14 protein-coding genes and 1 pseudogene are annotated in these 19,065 nt (G+C 72.5%); 3 read left to right on the top strand and 12 right to left on the bottom strand.

Going from position 1 to position 19,065, the window contains the following annotated elements; all coding sequences use genetic code 11:
• Positions 1 to 9 precede the first annotated feature (9 nt).
• The gene (locus IE142_RS27240; RefSeq protein ID WP_191888210.1) at positions 10 to 1,806 is read left to right on the top strand and encodes a bifunctional sugar phosphate isomerase/epimerase/4-hydroxyphenylpyruvate dioxygenase family protein; all 1,797 of its coding nucleotides are present in this window, start codon (positions 10 to 12) and stop codon (positions 1,804 to 1,806) included.
• Here IE142_RS27240 and IE142_RS27235 read toward each other — a convergent pair.
• From IE142_RS27235 to tkt, 7 genes are all read right to left on the bottom strand, one after another.
• Positions 1,793 to 3,253 (bottom strand): membrane-associated oxidoreductase, encoded by a 1,461-nt coding sequence (locus IE142_RS27235; protein ID WP_191888209.1) that lies wholly within the window; start codon positions 3,251 to 3,253, stop codon positions 1,793 to 1,795. The genes IE142_RS27240 and IE142_RS27235 overlap by 14 nt on opposite strands.
• 67 nt (positions 3,254 to 3,320) lie before the next feature.
• Positions 3,321 to 4,202: a phosphogluconate dehydrogenase (NAD(+)-dependent, decarboxylating) gene (gene gnd / locus IE142_RS27230; protein ID WP_191888208.1), complete on the bottom strand. Its 882-nt coding sequence runs from the start codon at positions 4,200 to 4,202 to the stop codon at positions 3,321 to 3,323.
• A 1-nt stretch (position 4,203) separates the two neighbouring features.
• Complete coding sequence (gene pgi, locus IE142_RS27225; RefSeq protein ID WP_191888207.1) at positions 4,204 to 5,862, bottom strand: glucose-6-phosphate isomerase; 1,659 nt, start codon at positions 5,860 to 5,862, stop codon at positions 4,204 to 4,206.
• Positions 5,855 to 6,790: a glucose-6-phosphate dehydrogenase assembly protein OpcA gene (gene opcA, locus IE142_RS27220; RefSeq protein ID WP_191888206.1), complete on the bottom strand. Its 936-nt coding sequence runs from the start codon at positions 6,788 to 6,790 to the stop codon at positions 5,855 to 5,857. The genes pgi and opcA overlap by 8 nt, the downstream gene beginning before the upstream one ends.
• Entirely contained in the window at positions 6,787 to 8,556 is a 1,770-nt protein-coding gene (zwf, locus tag IE142_RS27215) for a glucose-6-phosphate dehydrogenase (protein WP_191888205.1), read from the bottom strand. The genes opcA and zwf overlap by 4 nt, the downstream gene beginning before the upstream one ends.
• Positions 8,553 to 9,698, bottom strand: a complete 1,146-nt coding sequence (tal, locus tag IE142_RS27210) for a transaldolase (RefSeq protein ID WP_191888204.1) — start codon at positions 9,696 to 9,698, stop codon at positions 8,553 to 8,555. Before tal ends, zwf begins: the two co-directional genes overlap by 4 nt.
• Before the next feature lie 31 nt (positions 9,699 to 9,729).
• Positions 9,730 to 11,814, bottom strand: coding sequence for a transketolase (tkt, locus tag IE142_RS27205; RefSeq protein WP_191888203.1), 2,085 nt, complete (start codon positions 11,812 to 11,814; stop codon positions 9,730 to 9,732).
• A 157-nt stretch (positions 11,815 to 11,971) separates the two neighbouring features.
• Here tkt and IE142_RS27200 point away from each other — a divergent pair, with 157 nt between their 5' ends.
• Complete coding sequence (locus tag IE142_RS27200; RefSeq protein WP_191888202.1) at positions 11,972 to 12,889, top strand: helix-turn-helix transcriptional regulator; 918 nt, start codon at positions 11,972 to 11,974, stop codon at positions 12,887 to 12,889.
• A gap of 72 nt (positions 12,890 to 12,961) precedes the next feature.
• Here IE142_RS27200 and IE142_RS27195 read toward each other — a convergent pair whose 3' ends face one another.
• The 4 genes and pseudogenes from IE142_RS27195 to IE142_RS27185 form a co-directional block, all read right to left on the bottom strand.
• Positions 12,962 to 14,356 carry a glycoside hydrolase family 16 protein gene (locus tag IE142_RS27195; protein WP_191888201.1) on the bottom strand — a complete coding sequence of 465 codons (1,395 nt, stop codon included), beginning with the start codon at positions 14,354 to 14,356 and terminating at the stop codon, positions 12,962 to 12,964.
• A gap of 254 nt (positions 14,357 to 14,610) precedes the next feature.
• Positions 14,611 to 14,754: a hypothetical protein gene (locus IE142_RS27190; RefSeq protein ID WP_191888200.1), complete on the bottom strand. Its 144-nt coding sequence runs from the start codon at positions 14,752 to 14,754 to the stop codon at positions 14,611 to 14,613.
• Positions 14,685 to 14,971, bottom strand: a pseudogene (locus IE142_RS36995) (DUF7134 domain-containing protein); the annotation flags it as partial. The gene IE142_RS27190 and the pseudogene IE142_RS36995, both read right to left, overlap by 70 nt.
• 14 nt (positions 14,972 to 14,985) lie before the next feature.
• Positions 14,986 to 15,945, bottom strand: coding sequence for an IclR family transcriptional regulator (locus tag IE142_RS27185; protein WP_191888199.1), 960 nt, complete (start codon positions 15,943 to 15,945; stop codon positions 14,986 to 14,988).
• Positions 15,946 to 16,106: 161 nt separating this feature from the next.
• Between IE142_RS27185 and IE142_RS27180 the strand changes: the two genes are divergently transcribed.
• On the top strand, positions 16,107 to 17,444 hold the full coding sequence (locus IE142_RS27180; RefSeq protein ID WP_191888198.1) for a 6-phospho-beta-glucosidase: 1,338 nt from the start codon (positions 16,107 to 16,109) through the stop codon (positions 17,442 to 17,444).
• Positions 17,445 to 17,866: 422 nt separating this feature from the next.
• Here IE142_RS27180 and IE142_RS27175 read toward each other — a convergent pair whose 3' ends face one another.
• Positions 17,867 to 19,024: an ATP-grasp domain-containing protein gene (locus IE142_RS27175; RefSeq protein ID WP_229830907.1), complete on the bottom strand. Its 1,158-nt coding sequence runs from the start codon at positions 19,022 to 19,024 to the stop codon at positions 17,867 to 17,869.
• Positions 19,025 to 19,065 lie beyond the last annotated feature (41 nt).

The following is a 19,065-nucleotide window of genomic DNA, read 5'->3' as shown; positions in this document are numbered from 1 at the left end:
GGTACCGACGTGCGGACGTCCATCGCCACCGTCTCCCTCAGCGGCTCGCTCACCGAGAAGCTCACCGCCGCCTCCCGGGCGGGCTTCGACGGCGTGGAGATCTTCGAGAACGACCTGCTGGCCAGCCCTCTGACCCCCGAGGAGATCCGCGCCCGCTGCGCCGACCTCGGCCTCACCATCGACCTCTACCAGCCCGTGCGGGACATCGAGGCACTGCCCGAGGAGGAGTTCACCAGGGCCCTGTGCCGGGCCCGGCACAAGTTCGAGCTGATGCGCAGGCTCGGCGCGGACACCGTCCTGGTCTGCTCCAGTGTCTCCCCGCACGCCCTGGACGACGACGCCCTCGCCGCCGAGCAGCTGAGCCGCCTCGCCGGCCTGGCCGAGGACCACGGCGTCCGCGTCGCCTACGAAGCGCTCGCCTGGGGCCGGCACATCAGCACCTACGACCACGCCTGGCGCGTCGTCGAGGACGCCGACCACCCCGCGCTCGGCACCTGCCTCGACAGCTTCCACATCCTCTCCCGAGGCAGCGACCCCGAGGGCATCGAGGACATCCCCGGCGAGAAGATCTTCTTCCTCCAGCTCGCCGACGCGCCGCTGCTCGCGATGGACGTCCTCCAGTGGAGCCGCCACTACCGCTGCTTCCCCGGGCAGGGCGGCTTCGACGTCGCCGGGCTGGTGCGGCACGTCCTGCGCGCGGGCTACGACGGCCCGCTCTCCCTGGAGGTCTTCAACGACGTCTTCCGCCAGTCCGAGGCGGCCCCCACGGCCGTGGACGCCCGGCGCTCCCTGCTGACCCTCCAGGAGACCGTCGGCCTGGCGACCCCGCCCGCGCCCGCCGCGCCCACCGGGATCGCCTTCGCCGAACTGGTCACGCCCGACGCGGCACCCGTCTCCGCCGTGCTCGGCGCGCTGGGCTTCACCCGGACCGCACGGCACCGCGGGAAACCCGTCGACCTGTGGCAGCGAGGCGACGCCCGCGTCCTGGTGAACACCGGCCCGGCCGAACGCCGCGACGGCACCCGGCTGGCCGCCGTCGGCCTGGAGTCACCCGACCCCGCCGGGGCGGCCCACCGCGCCGAGGCCCTGCTCGCCCCGGTGCTGCCGCGCCGCCGCGCGCCCGGGGACGCTGCCCTGGAAGCGGTCGCGGCGCCCGACGGCACGGAGCTGTTCTTCTGCGCCACCGGGCGTCCCGGACTGCCCGACTGGCGTGCTGACTTCGAGGACGTCGCGCACCCGTCGTACGACGGTGAACCCTGGCGTGTCGACCACCTCTCCCTCACCCAGCCCTGGCACCAGTTCGACGAGGCGGCGCTCTTCCACCGGGCCGTGCTCGGCCTGCGCCCGCAGGAGAGTGTGGACGTCGCCGACCCCTACGGGCTGCTGCGCAGCCGCGCCGTCAGCACCGACGACGGCGCCGTCCGCATCGTCCTGACCGTCGGACCGGCACCCACCGACGACACCGCGCACGCCCAGCACATCGCCCTGGCCACCGACGACGTGATCGCCGCCGCTCGCCGCTACCGGGAGGCCGGCGGGCCGCTGCTGCCGATCCCCGCCAACTACTACGACGACCTCGCCGCCCGTTTCGAGTTCGCCGACGGGGAGCTGGAGACGTACCGGGAGCTGGGCATCCTCTACGACCGCGACGCGCACGGCACCTTCCGGCACTGCTACACGCACACCGTCGGCCGGGTCTTCTTCGAACTCGTCCAACGCGACGGCGGCTACCGGGGCTACGGCGCGGCGAACGCGCCGGTCCGGCTGGCGGCGCAGCACGCGGTGCGGGGGTTCACTGGCGGCTGACGGTGCGGGTCAGGCCCGCGATCACCGTCGTGGCCAGGATCCACCCCGTGATGATGAGGACGTACGCCAGCGTCTGGTAGCCCCCTTCGGGGGCGAAGGCGTTCTCCTGTCCGAAGGAGATCACCGGCAGCAGCAGGTCCAGGGTGTAGAACACCGGGTTGAAGCCGGGGGACTCGGCGGGCTTGAGCGGCGGCGGGTGGTGGAGTCCGTACGCCACCGAGCCGACCGCGAGCAGCGACAGCAGCCAGCCGCCCGCGCGCAGCGGCCGGAAGCCGTAGCCGACCGTGACGTCCTGGAGGTGGCCCCACAGCCGGCCGTACCAGGGCAGCGTGCGCCGGTGCCGCCGCTGCTTGGCGAGCTGGACCGACCGGGCCGCGTCGTCGTCGCCGATCCTGCGGTAGGAGGCGGTCAGCTGCTCGTAGACGAAGGGCAGGTAGCTGTCGCCCTTCTCCAGCATCGGCAGCCGCCGCTCGGCGGGCTCGTGCGGGATGAGCGACGTGTACGTGAGGTCGTTGAGCTGGACCCAGTCCGGTACGACCTCCGGTTCGAGGAACAGCACGTCCACCTGGGTGCGGCGCAGATTGAGGACGCCCTCCACCATCGGGCCCTGCCGCAGCCACAGTTCACCGATGACGCAACTGCTGGCCCGCAGCGCGGTACCGCCCGGGTTGGCCAGGCGCGCGTGCGACAGGTCCAGCCGGCCGGGTATGCGCGCGCCGCGCAGTTCCAGCCGGCCCAGTACCTCGGCGTTGCGCAGCAGTACGTCGGACTCGGCCGCCAGTGTCTCGGCCTTCAGCGCGGTGCCGCCCGGCCGGTCGAGCACCGCGTCGGTCAGGTTGACGGTCCCGGCCACCCGGGCGCCGTCGAGCCGCACCTCGCCCCGGGTCACGAGGCCCGGTGCCCACAGGTCGGCGCCGAGCACCGCCTGGTTGAGCTGGAGCACCGGCCCCTCGGTGTCCGGCGCGTGGATCCGCGTGCTCTCGAGATACAGGCTCCCGGTGACCTCCGCGCCCCCGAGCCGCACCATCCCGCCGAACCGGGCGCGGGTCAGCCGCAGCACACCTTCCACCCGGACGGCGTGCGAGATCAGCCCGGGCAGCACGGACTCGCTCAGGTTCACCTCGCGCAGCCGCGCTCCGTACAGGCGCGGCACGTCCTCGAAGTGGCAGTGCCGCAGCCGCACCGGGTGGTCGACCGTCGCGTACTGGAGTTCCAGACCACCGGTGACGCGCACCCCCGCCAGATTGAGCGCGGGCACCTCGCCCTCCGCGCGTGGGCCGTCCAGCAGCAGCGCCCTCAGCACGTGGGCGCGGACGGTCCGTTCGGCGCCCCAGGCGCCGCCGTCGGAAGGATCCTCGTCGTCGGCCGCGCGGAAGTCCAGCAGGGTGCCCGTGGCGAACGCCCGCCAGACGCGCGTCTCGGCCGGTGTCAGGTCGTCGATCTCCATCAGGGATGGACTCTGACCCGAACCGGCCGATCACGTCAACGCGCTTTCCGGCCCGCCCGAAGAGCGCCTACTTCTCGGCGGACTCCACCGCGTGGCCGCCGAACTGGTTGCGCAGCGCGGCGATCATCTTCATCTGCGGCGAGTCCTCCTGCCGGGACGCGAACCGCGCGAAGAGGGAAGCCGTGATCGCGGGCAGCGGCACGGCGTTGTCGATGGCCGCCTCGACGGTCCAGCGTCCCTCGCCGGAGTCCTGGGCGTATCCGCGCAGGTTGTCCAGGTGGTGGTCCTCGTCGAGGGCGTTGACGGCCAGGTCCAGCAGCCAGGACCGGATGACCGTGCCCTCCTGCCAGGAGCGGAAGACCTCGCGGACGTTGTCCACGGAGTCGACCTTCTCCAGCAGCTCCCAGCCCTCGGCGTAGGCCTGCATCATGGCGTACTCGATGCCGTTGTGGACCATCTTGGAGAAGTGCCCGGCACCGACCTTGCCCGCGTGGACGTAGCCGTAGGGGCCCTCGGGCTTGAGTGCGTCGAAGATCGGCTTGAGGTCGTCGACGACCTCCTTGTCGCCGCCGACCATCAGCGCGTAGCCGTTCTTCAGACCCCATACGCCGCCCGAGACGCCCGCGTCGACGAAGTTGATGCCGTGCTTGGCCAGCTCCTCGGCGTGCTTCTCGTCAACCGTCCAGCGGGAGTTGCCGCCGTCGATGACGGTGTCGCCGTGCCGGAGCAGGGTCGCCAGCTGGTCGATGACGCCCTGGGTGGCGGCGCCGGCCGGGACCATCACCCAGACGGCGCGCGGTCGCTCCAGCTGCTCGACGAGGTCGACGAGGCTGTTCACGTCGGCCAGCTCGGGATTGGTGTCGTATCCGACGACCGTGTGGCCGGCGTTGCGCAGACGCTCGCGCATGTTGCCGCCCATCTTGCCGAGACCCACGAGACCGATCTGCATGTCAGCGCACTTCCTTCAGTTCACGGTAGGCGGCCACCAGCGCGGCCGTGGACGGATCGAGGCCGGGCACGTCAGCACCCTCGGTCAGGGCCGGCTCGACGCGCTTGGCCAGCACCTTGCCGAGCTCGACGCCCCACTGGTCGAAGGAGTCGATGTTCCAGACGGCGCCCTGGACGAACACCTTGTGCTCGTACAGCGCGATCAGCTGGCCGAGGACGGAGGGGGTCAGTTCACCGGCCAGGACCGTGGTCGTCGGATGGTTGCCCTTGAAGGTGCGGTGCGGCACCTGCTCCTCGGGCACGCCCTCCGCGCGGACCTCGTCGGAGGTCTTGCCGAAGGCCAGTGCCTGGCCCTGGGCGAACAGGTTGGCCATCAGCAGGTCGTGCTGCGCCTTCAGCTCGTCGCTCAGCTCGGCGACGGGCCGGGCGAAGCCGATCAGGTCGGCCGGGACGAGCTTGGTGCCCTGGTGGATGAGCTGGTAGTAGGCGTGCTGGCCGTTCGTCCCCGGCGTGCCCCAGACCACCGGCCCGGTCTCCCACTGAACCGGGCGTCCGTCGCGGTCGACCGACTTGCCGTTCGACTCCATGTCCAGCTGCTGGAGGTAGGCCGTGAACTTCGACAGGTAGTGGCTGTACGGCAGGACCGCGTGCGACTGGGCACCCATGAAGTTGCCGTACCAGATGCCCAGCAGGCCCAGGATCAGCGGGGCGTTGGCCGGGGCCTCTGCGTTCTGGAAGTGCTCGTCGACGATGCGGAAGCCGTCGAGCATCTCCCGGAAGCGGTCCGGGCCGATGGCGATCATCAGGGACAGCCCGATCGCCGAGTCGTAGGAGTAGCGGCCGCCGACCCAGTCCCAGAACTCGAACATGTTGGCCGTGTCGATGCCGAAGTCCGCGACCTTCTCGGCGTTCGTCGACAGGGCGACGAAGTGCTTGGCGACCGCCTTCTCGTCCCCGCCCAGTCCGGCCAGCAGCCAGGAGCGCGCCGAGGTCGCGTTGGTGATCGTCTCGATGGTGGTGAACGTCTTGGACGCCACGATGAACAGCGTTTCGGCCGGGTCCAGGTCCCGGACCGCCTCGTGCAGGTCGGCGCCGTCCACGTTCGACACGAAGCGGAAGGTGAGCGAGCGGTCGGTGAACGCCCGCAGAGCCTCGTAGGCCATCGCCGGACCGAGGTCGGAGCCGCCGATGCCGATGTTGACGACGTTCCTGATGCGCCTGCCGGTGTGACCGGTCCATTCACCGGAACGGACCCGGCCTGCGAAGTCGGCCATCCTGTCCAGCGCGGCGTGCACCTTGGGCACGACGTTCTCGCCGTCGACCTCGATCACCGCGTCCCGCGGGGCGCGCAGCGCGGTGTGCAGCACCGCCCGGTCCTCGGTGATGTTGATCCGCTCGCCGCGGAACATGGCGTCGCGCAGTTCGAACACGCCGGTGGCGGCGGCGAGTTCGCGCAGCAGCGTCAGCGTCTCGTCGGTGACCAGGTTCCTGGAGTAGTCGATGCGCAGGTCGCCGACGCGCACGACGTACCGCTCGGCCCGCCCGGGGTCGTCGGCGAACAGCCTCCGCAGGTCCGGGTGCGGCAGCGCGTCCTTGCGGTGGTCCGCCAGCGCGGTCCACTCCGGGCGTCGGTCGAGCTTCGGGGTGTCGGTCTCAGACATGGACAGGAGTCTCCTTGCCGGCCTCGCCGCGCAGGGCGATGGCGTACATCTCGTCCGCGTCGAGGCGCCTGAGCTCCTCGGCGATGAGTTCGGAGGTCGAGCGGACCTTCAGCGCGAGGGAGCGCGGGGGCTGGTCGGGCAGGGTCATCGTGGCGATCGGTCCCTCGGGCCGGTCGATGACGATCTCCCCGTTCGCGGTCCCGAGCCGGACGGCCGTGACGACCGGACCGTCGGTGACCACGCGGTCGACCCTCACGTGCAGCCGCGCCTCCAGCCAGCGGGCCAGCAGCTCGGCCGCCGGGTTGTCCGCCTCCGCTTCCACGGTCGCCGAGGTCACCGGCGCCCGGGCCTGGTCGAGGGCGGCCGCCAGCATGGAACGCCACAGCGTCAGCCGGGTCCAGGCCAGGTCGGTGTCGCCCGGAGTGTAGGTGCGCACCCGGCGCTCCAGGGTCTCCATCGGGCGCTCCACCGCGTACAGGTCGGTGATACGGCGCTGGCCCAGCGCGCCCAGCGGGTCCCCGGCGGGGTCGTCGGGCGCGTCCACCGGCCACCACACGACGACCGGGGCGTCCGGCAGCAGCAGCGGCAGCACGACCGAATCGGCGTGCTCGGAGACCTCCCCGTACATCCGCAGCACCACCGTCTCGCCGGTGCCGGCCTCCGAGCCCACCCGGACCTCGGCGTCGAGGTGCGAGCGGGTGCGGTCGCGCAGGTTGCGCGGGTGCCGCTTGATCACGACCAGGGTGCGCGAGGGGTGCTCGTGCGAGGCCTCCTCGGCCGCCTTGATCGAGTCGTAGGCGTTCTCCTCGTCGGTGACGATCACCAGCGTGAGCACCATACCCACGGCCGGCGTGCCGATGGCGCGGCGGCCCTGGACCAGCGCCTTGTTGATCCTGCTTGCCGTGGTGTCGGTCAGGTCGATCCTCATGGCCTGCGCCAGCTCCGTCCGTCTCGTGCGAGCATCTCGTCGGCTTCCCGCGGTCCCCAGCCGCCCGAGGCGTACTGCGCGGGCTTCCCGTGCGTGCCCCAGTACTCCTCGATCGGGTCGAGGATCCGCCAGGACTCTTCCACTTCCTGGTGACGGGGGAACAGGTTGGCGTCGCCCAGCAGGACGTCCAGGATCAGCCGTTCGTACGCCTCCGGGCTGGACTCCGTGAAGGACTCGCCGTACGCGAAATCCATGGACACGTCCCGGATCTCCATCGACGTGCCCGGCACCTTGGAACCGAACCGCACCGTCATGCCCTCGTCGGGCTGGACGCGGATGACGATCGCGTTCTCGCCCAGTTCCTCCGTCGCGGTGGAGTCGAAGGGGGAGTGCGGGGCGCGCTGGAAGACGACCGCGATCTCGGTGACCCGGCGGCCCAGGCGCTTGCCGGTGCGCAGGTAGAAGGGGACCCCCGCCCAGCGGCGGTTGTCGATGCCCAGCTTGATCGCCGCGTAGGTGTCGGTGACGGAGGCCGGGTCGATGCCCTCCTCCTCCAGGTAGCCGGGCACCTGAGCGCCGCCCTGCCAGCCGCCCTCGTACTGCCCGCGCACGGTGTGCAGGCCCAGGTCGTCGGGCAGCCGTACCGCCCGCAGAACCTTCAGCTTCTCGGTGAGCAGCGACGGGGCGTCGAAGGAGGCCGGTTCCTCCATCGCGGTGAGCGCGAGGAGCTGGAGCAGGTGGTTCTGGATGACGTCGCGGGCGGCGCCGATGCCGTCGTAGTAGCCGGCCCGGCCGCCGATGCCGATGTCCTCGGCCATGGTGATCTGCACGTGGTCCACGTAGGACCGGTTCCAGATCGGCTCGAACATCGTGTTGGCGAAGCGCAGCGCCAGGATGTTCTGGACGGTCTCCTTGCCCAGGTAGTGGTCGATGCGGAAGACCTGCTCCGGGTCGAACACCTCGTGCACCAGGGCGTTCAGCTCGCGGGCGCTGCCCAGGTCGTGCCCGAACGGCTTCTCGATCACCGCGCGGCGCCAGGATCCGTCCGGGGCGTCGGTCAGGCCGTGCTTCTTGAGCTGCTGGACGACCTTCGGGAAGAACTTCGGCGGCACCGAGAGGTAGAAGGCGTAGTTGCCGCTCGTTCCGCGCGAGGTGTCCAGCTCCTGGACGGCCTTGTGCAGCTGCTCGAACGCCTCGTCGTCATCGAAGTCACCGGGAATGAAGCGCATGCCCTCGGCGAGCTGCTGCCAGACCTCCTCGCGGAACGGTGTGCGCGCGTGCTCCTTGACCGCGTCGTGCACGACCTGGGCGAAGTCCTGGTTCTCCCAGTCGCGGCGGGCGAAGCCGACCAGGGAGAAGCCCGGCGGCAGCAGACCGCGGTTGGCCAGGTCGTAGACGGCCGGCATCAGCTTGCGGCGGGAGAGGTCGCCGGTGACGCCGAAGATGACCAGACCCGAGGGGCCGGCGATCCGGGGGAGGCGGCGGTCCTGGGGATCGCGCAGGGGGTTGCTCCAGTCGAGGGGCGGCACCGGCTCGACGGGCTTCCCGGCCGCCTTCGCGCCCTTCGTGGCGGCGGTCGCCCCCGACTTCTTCCCGGCCCGGGCGGACCTGGACGACTTGCCGGCCTTCGGCGCCCCGGCGGCCCGCGACTCCTCGGCCTCCTGGGCGTGCAGCGGCCCCGCCGCCTCCCGGGCCGCCTCGGTCTCCTTGGCCTCCTTCGTCGCCTTGGTCTCGCCGACCGTCTCAGCGGGAAGGTCCTCGCTCATTCCCCGTCAACTCCCTTGCTGTCGAGGGACTTCGTCACGGCGTCGAGCAGGTCCTGCCAGGCCACCTCGAACTTGGCCACGCCCTCCTGCTCCAGCTGCTCCACCACCTCGTCGTACGAGATGCCGAGCCGTTCCACGGCCGCGAGGTCCGCCCGGGCCTGGGCGTAACCGCCGGTGACCGTGTCGCCCTGCACGTCACCGTGATCGGCGGCTGCGTTCAGGGTGGCCTCCGGCATCGTGTTCACGGTGCCGGGAGCGACCAGCTCCTCCACGTACAGGGTGTCCCGGAATGCCGGGTCCTTCACCCCGGTCGACGCCCACAGGGGACGCTGGGTGTTCGCCCGGGCCCCGGCGAGGGCGGTGAAGCGGTCGCCCGCGAAGACGTTCTCGTACGCCTCGTAGGCCAGTCGAGCGTTGGCCAGTGCCGCCTTCCCCTTCAGGGCCAGGGCCTCGTCCGTGCCCAGCAGCGTCAGGCGCTTGTCGATCTCGCTGTCGACGCGGGAGACGAAGAAGGAGGCGACGGAGTGGATGTCCGACAGGTCCAGCCCGGCGGCCTGCGCCTTCTCCAGGCCGGTGAGGTAGGCGTCCATGACCTCTCGGTAGCGGTCCAGGGAGAAGATCAGCGTGACGTTCACGCTGATGCCGGCGCCGATCACCTCGGTGATCGCGGGGAGTCCCGCCTTGGTCGCCGGAATTTTGATCATCACGTTGGGACGGTCGACCAGCCAGGCCAGCTGGCGGGCCTCGGCGACCGTCGCCGCCGTGTCGTGGGCGAGGCGCGGGTCGACCTCGATGGAGACCCGGCCGTCCCGCCCGCCGGTCGCCTCGTACACCGGGCGCAGCACGTCGGCGGCGGCGCGGACGTCGGCGGTGGTCATCATGCGGACCGCCTCGTCGACGGTGACGCCCCGGGTCGCGAGGTCGGCGAGCTGCTCCTCGTAGCCCTCGCCGGAGCCGATGGCGGCCTGGAAGATCGACGGGTTGGTGGTGACGCCGACGACGTGCTTCGTCTCGATCAGCTCGGCCAGGTTGCCGGACTCGATCCGCCGCCGCGACAGGTCGTCCAGCCAGATGGAGACGCCCGCCTCGGACAGGCGTCGCAGCGCCCCCGCGGTCGCGGTTGCTTCGGTCACAGTGATCATCTTCTCTTTCTGCTTCTTTGGTGCGTTCGGCTCAGCCGCGGGCGGCGGCCAGGGACTCCCTGGCGGCGGCGGCCACGTGCTCGGCGGTGAAGCCGTACTCGGTGAACAGGGTCTTGGCGTCGGCGGAGGCACCGAAGTGCTCCAGCGAGACGATGCGGCCCGCGTCGCCGACGAACCGGTGCCAGGTCAGGCCGATTCCGGCCTCCACGGCCACCCGGGCCTTCACGGACGGCGGCAGCACGCTCTCGCGGTAGTCGCGCGGCTGCTCCTCGAACCACTCCACGGACGGCATCGAGACCACCCGCGCGGGCGTGCCCTCCGCCTCCAGCGCCTCCCGGGCGGCGACGGCGAGCTGCACCTCGGAACCGGTGGCGATCAGGACGACCTCGGGGGAGCCGGTGGAGGCCTCGGCGAGGACGTACCCGCCCCGCGCCGCGTCCGGGTTCGGCTCGTACGTCGGCACGCCCTGGCGGGTGAGGGCCAGACCGTGCGGGGCCGGGTGGGTGGAGTGCCGCCGGAGGATCTCCGCCCAGGCGGTCGCGGTCTCGTTGGCGTCGGCCGGGCGGACCACGTTCAGGCCCGGGATGGCGCGCAGGGCGGCCAGGTGCTCGACCGGCTGATGGGTCGGGCCGTCTTCGCCGAGGCCGATGGAGTCGTGCGTCCACACGTACGTCACCGGCAGCTGCATCAGCGCCGACATGCGCACCGCGTTGCGCATGTAGTCGGAGAAGACCAGGAAGGTGCCGCCGTAGACGCGGGTGTTGCCGTGCAGCGCGATGCCGTTCATCTCCGCGGCCATCGAGAACTCGCGGATGCCGAAGTGGACCGTGCGGCCGTACGGGTCGGCCTCCGGCAGCGGGTTGCCCTCGGGGAGGAAGGAACTCGTCTTGTCGATGGTGGTGTTGTTGGAGCCGGCCAGGTCGGCGGAGCCGCCCCACAGCTCCGGCAGCACCGGTCCGAGCGCCTGGAGCACCTTGCCGGAGGCGGCGCGGGTGGCGACGGCCCTGCCGGTCTCGAACACCGGCAAGGCGTCCTCCCAGTCCTCGGGCAGTCGGCCCGCGACCACACGGTCGAACAGCGCCGCGCGCTCCGGCCGGGCGCCCCGCCACTTGTCGATCCGCTTGCCCCAGGCGGCGTGCGCCTCGGCGCCCCGGTCCAGCGCCTTGCGGGTGTGGGCGAGGACGTCGTCGGCGACCTCGAAGGACTTGGCCGGGTCGAAGCCCAGGACGCGCTTGGTGGCGGCGACCTCGTCGTCGCCGAGCGCCGAGCCGTGGGAGGCCTCGGTGTTCTGCGCGTTCGGGGCGGGCCAGGCGATGATCGTGCGCATCGCGATGATGGAGGGACGGCCGGTCTCGGCCTTCGCCGCCGTCAGGGCGGCGTACAGCGCGTGCACGTCCACGTCACCGTTGGCGGCGGGCTCGATGCGCTGCACGTGCCAGCCGTAGGCCTCGTACCGTCCCAGCACGTCTTCGGAGAACGCGGTCGCGGTGTCGCCCTCGATGGAGATGTGGTTGTCGTCGTAGAGGAAGACGAGGTTGCCGAGCTTCTGGTGACCGGCGAGCGAGGACGCCTCGGCGGAGACGCCCTCCTGGAGGTCGCCGTCGGAGACGATCGCCCAGACGGTGTGGTCGAAGGGGGACTCGCCGGCCGGGGCCTCGGGGTCGAACAGGCCGCGCTCGTAACGAGCGGCCATCGCCATGCCCACCGCGTTGGCGATGCCCTGGCCGAGCGGGCCGGTCGTCGTCTCCACGCCCGCGGTGTGCCCGTACTCCGGGTGTCCGGGGGTCTTCGAACCGTGCGTGCGGAAGGCCTTCAGGTCGTCCAGCTCCAGCTCGTACCCGGCGAGGTAGAGCTGGGTGTAAAGGGTCAGCGAGGTGTGGCCGGGGGAGAGGACGAAGCGGTCACGACCGGTCCACTCCGGGTCGGCGGGGTCGTGCCGCATCACCTTCTGAAAGATCGTGTACGCGGCCGGGGCCAGAGCCATCGCCGTGCCCGGGTGACCGTTCCCGACTTTCTGCACCGCGTCGGCCGCAAGAACGCGGGCGGTGTCGACGGCACGCCGGTCGAGGTCGGTCCATTCAAGGCGGTCCGCGCTGTCCACTGTCTGCGTGCTCATCTTCAAGAAGTCCTCGATAGGGGCGGAGTTTCTGACTCGACGTGTTCAAGCTTAAAAGTCTGACTTTTGAGAGTGGAGGTCGTGGTGTGCCAGCCTGTGGTGAAACTGGGACATGCCCCGGCGCGCGGGCGCACGGGTGGGACGGCACGAGAAGGACATGGCGGACGAAAACCGACAAGGCGACGGCGGTGGCCCGAAGGACGGCGACGGGATCAGAACGTTCCCCTTCCCGGTCGATCTCAGCCTCCTCGGCGTCGGCATGCAGGTCGGGCCCATGGGTGCCGGCCGCACCTGGCACGCGCACGCCCCGCTGCACCGCGTGCACCGCATCGACTTCCACGTCGTCATGCTCTTCACCGGCGGCCCGGTCCGTCACATGGTCGACTTCGCCGAGCACGAGGCGACGGCCGGCGATCTGCTGTGGATCCGGCCAGGACAGGTCCACCGCTTCTCGCCGGACAGCGAGTACCGCGGAACGGCGCTGACCATGCAACCCGGCTTCCTGCCCCGCGCCACCGTGGAGGCCACCGGCCTCTACCGCTACGACCTGCCGCCCCTGCTCCGCCCCGACGAGGCGCGCCTCGCCGGGCTCACCGCCTCCCTCGACCAGCTCCGCCGCGAGTACGAGGACGCCACCACCCTGCCGCTGAGCCTGCACACCGCCGTACTGCGCCACACGCTCTCCGCGTTCCTGCTGCGGCTCGCGCACCTCGCGGTCAGCTCCGCGCAGGAGGCACGCCAGGGACCGGCGCCGGGGGACACGGCGTTCACTCTCTTCCGGGACGCCGTCGAGCGGGGCTTCGCCGCCAATCACAGCGTCAGCGCCTACGCCGACGCGCTCGGTTACTCCCGCCGCACCCTCGTCCGCGCCGTGCGCGCCGCCACCGGCCAGACGCCCAAGGGCTTCATCGACAAGCGCGTCGTCCTGGAGGCCAAGCGCCTCCTGGCCCACACCGACATGCCGATCGGCCGAGTCGGCGCGGCGGTCGGCTTCCCGGACGCGGCGAACTTCTCCAAGTTCTTCCATCAGCACACGGACCAGACGCCGGCGGCGTTCCGGGCGGAGCTGCGCTGAGCGCGCGCACGACGCAGGGGCTCCACGCGCGCGTGGAGCCCCTGCGCCCTCCTGCGGGGGGCCGGTTGCCGCTCAGCGGCCGAAGCCGAACCAGTTCACGTTCACGAAGTCCGCGGGCTGACCGCTGGTGAAGGTCAGGTACACGTCGTGCGTGCCCGTCACCGCGCCGATGTTCGCCGGAATCGTCCGCCACGACTGCCAGCCGCCCGTGTTGCCCACGGCGAAGCTGCCGACCGGCGTGCTGGTACGACTGCCCAGACGCACCTCCACCAGACCGCTGACCCCGGCCGGCGCACCGCTCGCCACCCGCGCCCTGAACTGCGTCGCCGGGCTCGAACCGAACCTCACGCCCTTGTACTGGACCCAGTCGCCGTTCGCGAGCGCGCCCAGGTTCCGGCCGCCGCCCGAGTCCGAGGTGCCCTCGGTCATCGTGCCGGACTGGGCGTCGTACGACTCGGCCTCTATGGCGCTGTACGCGTCCCGGTCACCCTCGGTCGGCGGCGTGGTACCGCTCCCACCGGCCGACAGTACCTGGACGTAGTCCACCAGCATGGAGTGGCCGGGCTGCGTGCCGGCGTCCGGGCCGCCGCCGAAGGCGTTCGGGAAGCCGCCGCCCATCGCCACGTTGAGGATGATGAAGTAGCCGTGGTCCGTGGCGTTCTCCCACGTCGCGGCGTCGACCTGATCGGCGCGCACCGTGTGGAAGTTGTCGCCGTCGAGGTAGAAGCGGATCTCCTCCACGCTCGTCGAGCGGTCCCACTCCACCCGGTAGGTGTGGAAGGCCGCCTGGCAGGTGGCGCCGGGGCACGCGGTGCTGCCGCCGATGCCGCTGGTCTCGTTGCACGGGCCGCCCGGCGAGGTGCCGCAGTGCATGGTGGCCCAGACGGTATTGAGGCCCTGCGTGTTCTCCATGATGTCGATCTCGCCTACTGCGGGCCAGTTCCAGTAGTTGCCGCGGTAGGGGGCGCCCAGCATCCAGAACGCCGGCCAGTAGCCCTTCGCCGCGGCCCCGGTGACGTTCGGGACCTGGATGCGGGCCTCCACGCGCAGTTTGCCGCCGGCCGGGGGCTGGAAGTCGGCGCGCTTGGTCTCGACGCGGCCCGAGGTCCAGTTGCCGGCGGCGTCGCGCTGCGGGGTGATGCGCAGGTTGCCGTTGCCGTCGAGGGAGACGTTGCTCGGCGAGGACGTCATCGTCTCGATCTCACCGGTGCCCCAGTTGGCGGGGCCGCCCGGGTATCCGGTGCCGGTCGCGTACTGCCAGTTCGCGGTGTTCACGCCGGAGCCGCCGGCGCCGTCGAAGTCGTCGGCGAAGAGCTGCGTCCAGCCGGACGGGGGCGGAGGGACGGTGGCGTTCGCGGGCGGGCCGGTGATGGCGGTGGCTGCCGCGGCGAGGCCGAGCGTGCCGACGACGGCGACCAGCGCGCGGCGCAGTCGTCGCCCGGGCGGGTTGCCGGGGGTTTTTCTCATGTGGGGGGCGCCTCTCGGGTGCGGGGTGGGAAGCGGGGGTGGCCCCGAGCGCGCTCCCGGTGTGCCGATGAGAGCGCTCTCAGAGTGCGGCCAATGTGCTCCCCGGCGCAGCGGTCGTCAAGAGGTGAAGCGAACAAAGTCCGCACCCGGCTGGGGAGTTCACCCCGTGAACGCCCACGAACGAGGCGAAAGCTGCCGCAGCGCCCCACGACCGTGGGCCAGCTCCTGGTCGTCGGCGACGACCACCCGGACGCTCACCCGAGCGCCGCCCGCCGTCCGGCCGCGACCGGCAGGCGCACGGCTACGCGGAAGCCGCCGTCCGGTCCGCCGCCGGTGACGGCGTCGCCCCCGCAGGCGGCACGGCGCAGGCGGTCGCGAAGGGTGCCGCTCGGCGCCACACCAGCGGCAGCGCCGTGGCGGCCCCGAGCAGCCAGCCCTGCCAGACAGCGGATCGTCGCCCTCGTCCGGGAACAGCCACTGCAGGGAGACGGCGAACAGCACCAGCACGGCGACGGCCGCGTCGACGGCGTACGGATTCGTCGTGCGCAGCCGCGCGACGGCGGGGGCGAGCGGAGCGAACGGGACCGGGTGGGCATGGGCGGCTCCTCGGGGCAAGGGCCGTCCCAGTATCAGGAGGCTCCCGGGGGTACGTCCTCACCGGTGCGAGGAATATCCGGTGTGGGGTCGGCCTGTCCACGGTCCTCACCGACCGCACGTCCGGGCAGCGGACCGCCGGCCCCGGCCGGTCCCGCGTCCGACGGACGCCACCCCAGTGCCCGGGACATTCCCCGCCCCGCCAGCCGCACGGCGGGGACCAGCGTCGGCACCCGCGCGCCCGCGTACGGGACGACGACCGAGACGGCGGCGGTCACCGTGCCGTCCGGGCCGTGCACCGGCGCGGCCACCGACAGGGCGTCGTCGGTCACCTGACGGTCGCTCACCGCGACCCCGGTGCGCCGCACCTCCGCCAGCACCCGGCGCAGTCGGTCCGGATCGGTGATGGTGTACGGGGTGAAGGACGCGAGCGGGCCCGCGAGGTACGCCTCCTGGAACTCGGGCCCGGTGTGCGCGAGCAGGGACAGGCCGACTCCGGTGGCGTGCAGCGGCCAGCGTGCGCCGACGCGTATGTGCACGCCGACCGACGACCGGGCCGCCAGCCACTCGGTGTAGACGACCTCGCCGCGGTCCCGCACCGCCAGCTGCACGTTCTCGTGCGTCGCCTCGTACAGGTCCTCCAGGTACGGCAGGGCGACCTGCCGCAGCGCGAGACCGCGGGGGGCGAGCGCGGCGACCTCCCACAGCCGCAGCCCCACGTGGTAGACGCCCGAGTCGTCCCGCTCCAGTGCGCCCCACTCGGTCAGCGCGCCCACCAACCGGTGCGCGGTGGTGAGGCTCAACCCGGCCCGGCGGCCGATGTCGGTCAGGCACAGCGCCGGATGCTCGTGGTCGAACGCGGCCAGCACGGACAGCAGCCGGTCGGCGGCGGTGGGGGCACCCCCGGGCGGGGGAGTCCCCTCGCTCGAACGGTGCCGGGAGCGGGGGAGGGACCGGGACGGAGGGAGGGACGAGGACTCGGGGGCGGCGGTCATGGCGGGGGCACCTCCCGGGGAGGGGCGGGTCAGCGTTTCCCGCAGAGGGTACGGTCCGCGCCGGGCCCCGCACAGGGGCGGTGCGGTCGGCCGGAAGCCGGGCCGTGCGTGCCATGATCGGCGGCGGACGCACATGGGGCCGGCGACGGAGGGGCACGGGCGTGAGGCTGACGATTCTGGGCGGCGGCGGATTCCGGGTGCCGCTCGTGTACGGGGCGCTCCTCGGGGACCGCGCCGAGGGACGGGTGAGCCAGGTCGTCCTGCACGACCTCGACGCGGACCGGCTGTCGGCGGTGACCCGGGTGCTGGCCGAGCAGGCGGCGGGGGTGCCGGACGCGCCCGCGGTCACCGCCACGACCGACCTGGAGGAGGCGCTGCGGGGCGCCGACTTCGTGTTCTCCGCGATCCGCGTCGGCGGTCTGGAGGGGCGGGCCGACGACGAGCGGGTGGCGCTCGCCGAGGGCGTCCTGGGCCAGGAGACGGTCGGCGCGGGCGGCATCGCCTACGGCCTGCGGACCGTCCCGGTCGCCGTCGACGTCGCGCGTCGCGTGGCCCGGCTGGCGCCGGAAGCCTGGGTCATCAACTTCACCAACCCGGCCGGCCTGGTCACCGAGGCCATGTCCCGGTACCTCGGCGACCGCGTCATCGGCATCTGCGACTCGCCGGTCGGCCTCGGCCGCCGTATCGCCCGCGTGCTGGGCGCCGACCCGGGCCGGGCCTTCATCGACTACGTCGGCCTCAACCACCTCGGCTGGGTCCGCGGCCTGCGCGTCGCCGGCCGTGACGAACTCCCGCGGCTGCTCGCCGACCCGGCGCTGCTCGGCTCCTTCGAGGAGGGCCGGCTCTTCGGCCCCGACTGGCTGCGCTCGCTCGGCGCGGTCCCCAACGAGTACCTGCACTACTACTACTTCAACCGCGAGACCGTCCGCGCCTACCAGGAGGCCGACCGGACCCGCGGCGCGTTCCTGCGCGACCAGCAGGCCCGCTTCTACGAGGAGATGCGCCACCCGGACGCCCCGGCGCTGGCCACCTGGGACCGGACCCGCGCCGAACGCGAGGCCACCTACATGGCCGAGAACCGGGAGGCGGCGGGCGCGGGCGAGCGCGAGGCCGACGACCTGTCCGGCGGCTACGAGAAGGTGGCGCTGGCGCTGATGCGGGCCGTCGCCCGCGACGAGCGCGCCACCCTGATCCTGAACGTCCGCAACCGCGGCACGCTCGCGGTGCTCGACGCCGACGCCGTGATCGAGGTCCCGTGCCTGGTCGACGCGAACGGCGCCCACCCGCTGGCCGTGGACCCGCTACCGGGTCACGCCACGGGCCTGGTCTGCGCCGTCAAGGCCGTCGAGCGTGAAGTCCTGGCGGCGGCTGACTCGGGCTCCCGCGCGTCGGCGGTCCGCGCCTTCGCCCTGCATCCCCTGGTCGACTCGGTCAACGTCGCCCACCGCCTCGTCGAGGGTTACACGGCGGTCCATCCAGGTCTGGCGTACCTGAGGTAGAGCCCGGCACCGCCTGACCGGGCGGGCGCCGTGCCGCGCGGTTCCGGCGCGGGCCACCCCACAGTCCACCTCCCGAAGCGTCGGGGCATCCCACAGCACTCACGCCGGCCCCCGCTGTCGCCCCTGACGCGTGGTAGCGGCCGGGACCAGTGCGTGGGGGCGCTCGTGCGGGCCGGTGCGGTGGGGCCGTGGTGCCTCACCGTGCGCCTCGGCGCCGAGGCGGAGGCGCTGTCCCGAGCCGCCGGGGAGGCCGCGGTGCGGGACGGTCCGGCGTCCGCGCGCCCGGCGCCGAACGCCGCGACGGCGTACGGCTGTCGGAGCCGGCGAGGCAGGCGCGCGAGGTCTTCGGCGCGGGAAGCCCGGCGTGTGCCGGCCGCCGCCCCCGGCGTCTCCGGGAGGCTGCTCGTGCCCGCGCACAGCGCCTACGCGGGAGCGCCGGCGGCCGGGTCGTGGGCGACGGTGCCCGCCGGGGTGGTGGTCGGCACGGTGGGCGTGCGGCGGGTCACCGGGGCCGGGGGCGGAGCGGCGGTGAGGTCCGTGCGCGATTGGGGCGCGGGGACCGGGCGCAAGGGGCGCGGCCCGGACACCACCGCGTAGTCCTGGCCCAGGAAGGGCGGTGTCATCTCGCCCGGATCGTCTCCGAGGGCCAGCCGAACGGCCGCCCACGGCGCGTTGATCCCGCACAGGGCCAGCTGGTGCAGCCCCCCGGCGGGCCGGGTGTTGACGTCCATCAGGACGGGCCGGTCCCCGTACATCCGGAACTGCACGTTGGACAGGTGGTGCAGCCCGAACGCCTCGGCGATCCGCCGGGCCGGCGCCAGCCACTGGTCCTGGAGGGTGAACCCGCGGCGGCGGCCGTTCTTGGTGCGGCCCACGGCCAGCCGTACCCGGTTGTCGGGACCGGTGAGGCAGTCCACCGACACCTCCGGCTCCTCCAGCCGGGGCATCACCAGCCAGTCGACGGGACCGTCGGCCGCCCGCAGCGCCTCGACGACCAGGGGCAACGGGACGTACGGGCTCGGGAAGCCGTTCAGCTGCGTCAGGGAGAACGCGTCCCGGGTGACCATCCGGAAGCCCACGCCGCCCGCGCCGGACGCCGGCTTGAAGCACGCCCGGTGACCGAGCGCCTCCAACTCCTCCACGGCCGCCACGAGCTCGCCGGCCGTGCGGACCCGCCACCACGGGGGCACCGGCACACCGATCGCCCGGACCGCCTCGTAGGCGATCACCTTGTCCTGGAAGACGGCCACCGCCTCCGGCGGCGGTGCCAGCAAGGCCGTACCGGACGCCTCGAACTCCGCGCGGTGGGCCACGATCGCGGTCTGGTGCAGGCGCGGCACGAACACGTCGATCCCGCGCCGCGCGCACTGGTCCAGGGCGTACTCGACGTAGCCGGCCGCGGACAGGCCCTCCGGCTCCAGGTCGGCGGTGTCCGCGGCGGCCAGCACGGGGGAGTCCGGGTCGCCGTGCGTCGCGTGGATCTCGACGGCCCGGTCGGCGGGATTTCGCCGCAGCTGATCCATGAAGAAGACGTTCTCCGCGTACGTGCGGTTGAGCCAGACGCGTACGGGAGAAACCATGCAGGCCGCCTTTCACGGTTCGCGGGCAGGGCGAAGCGGGC

It is taken from the genome of Streptomyces mutabilis (assembly GCF_014649815.1).
In the GTDB taxonomy this organism is placed as follows: Bacteria; Actinomycetota; Actinomycetes; order Streptomycetales; family Streptomycetaceae; genus Streptomyces; species Streptomyces mutabilis.
Note: the sequence above shows the minus strand (reverse complement) of the source record. Positions and strands in the feature narration are given on the sequence as shown.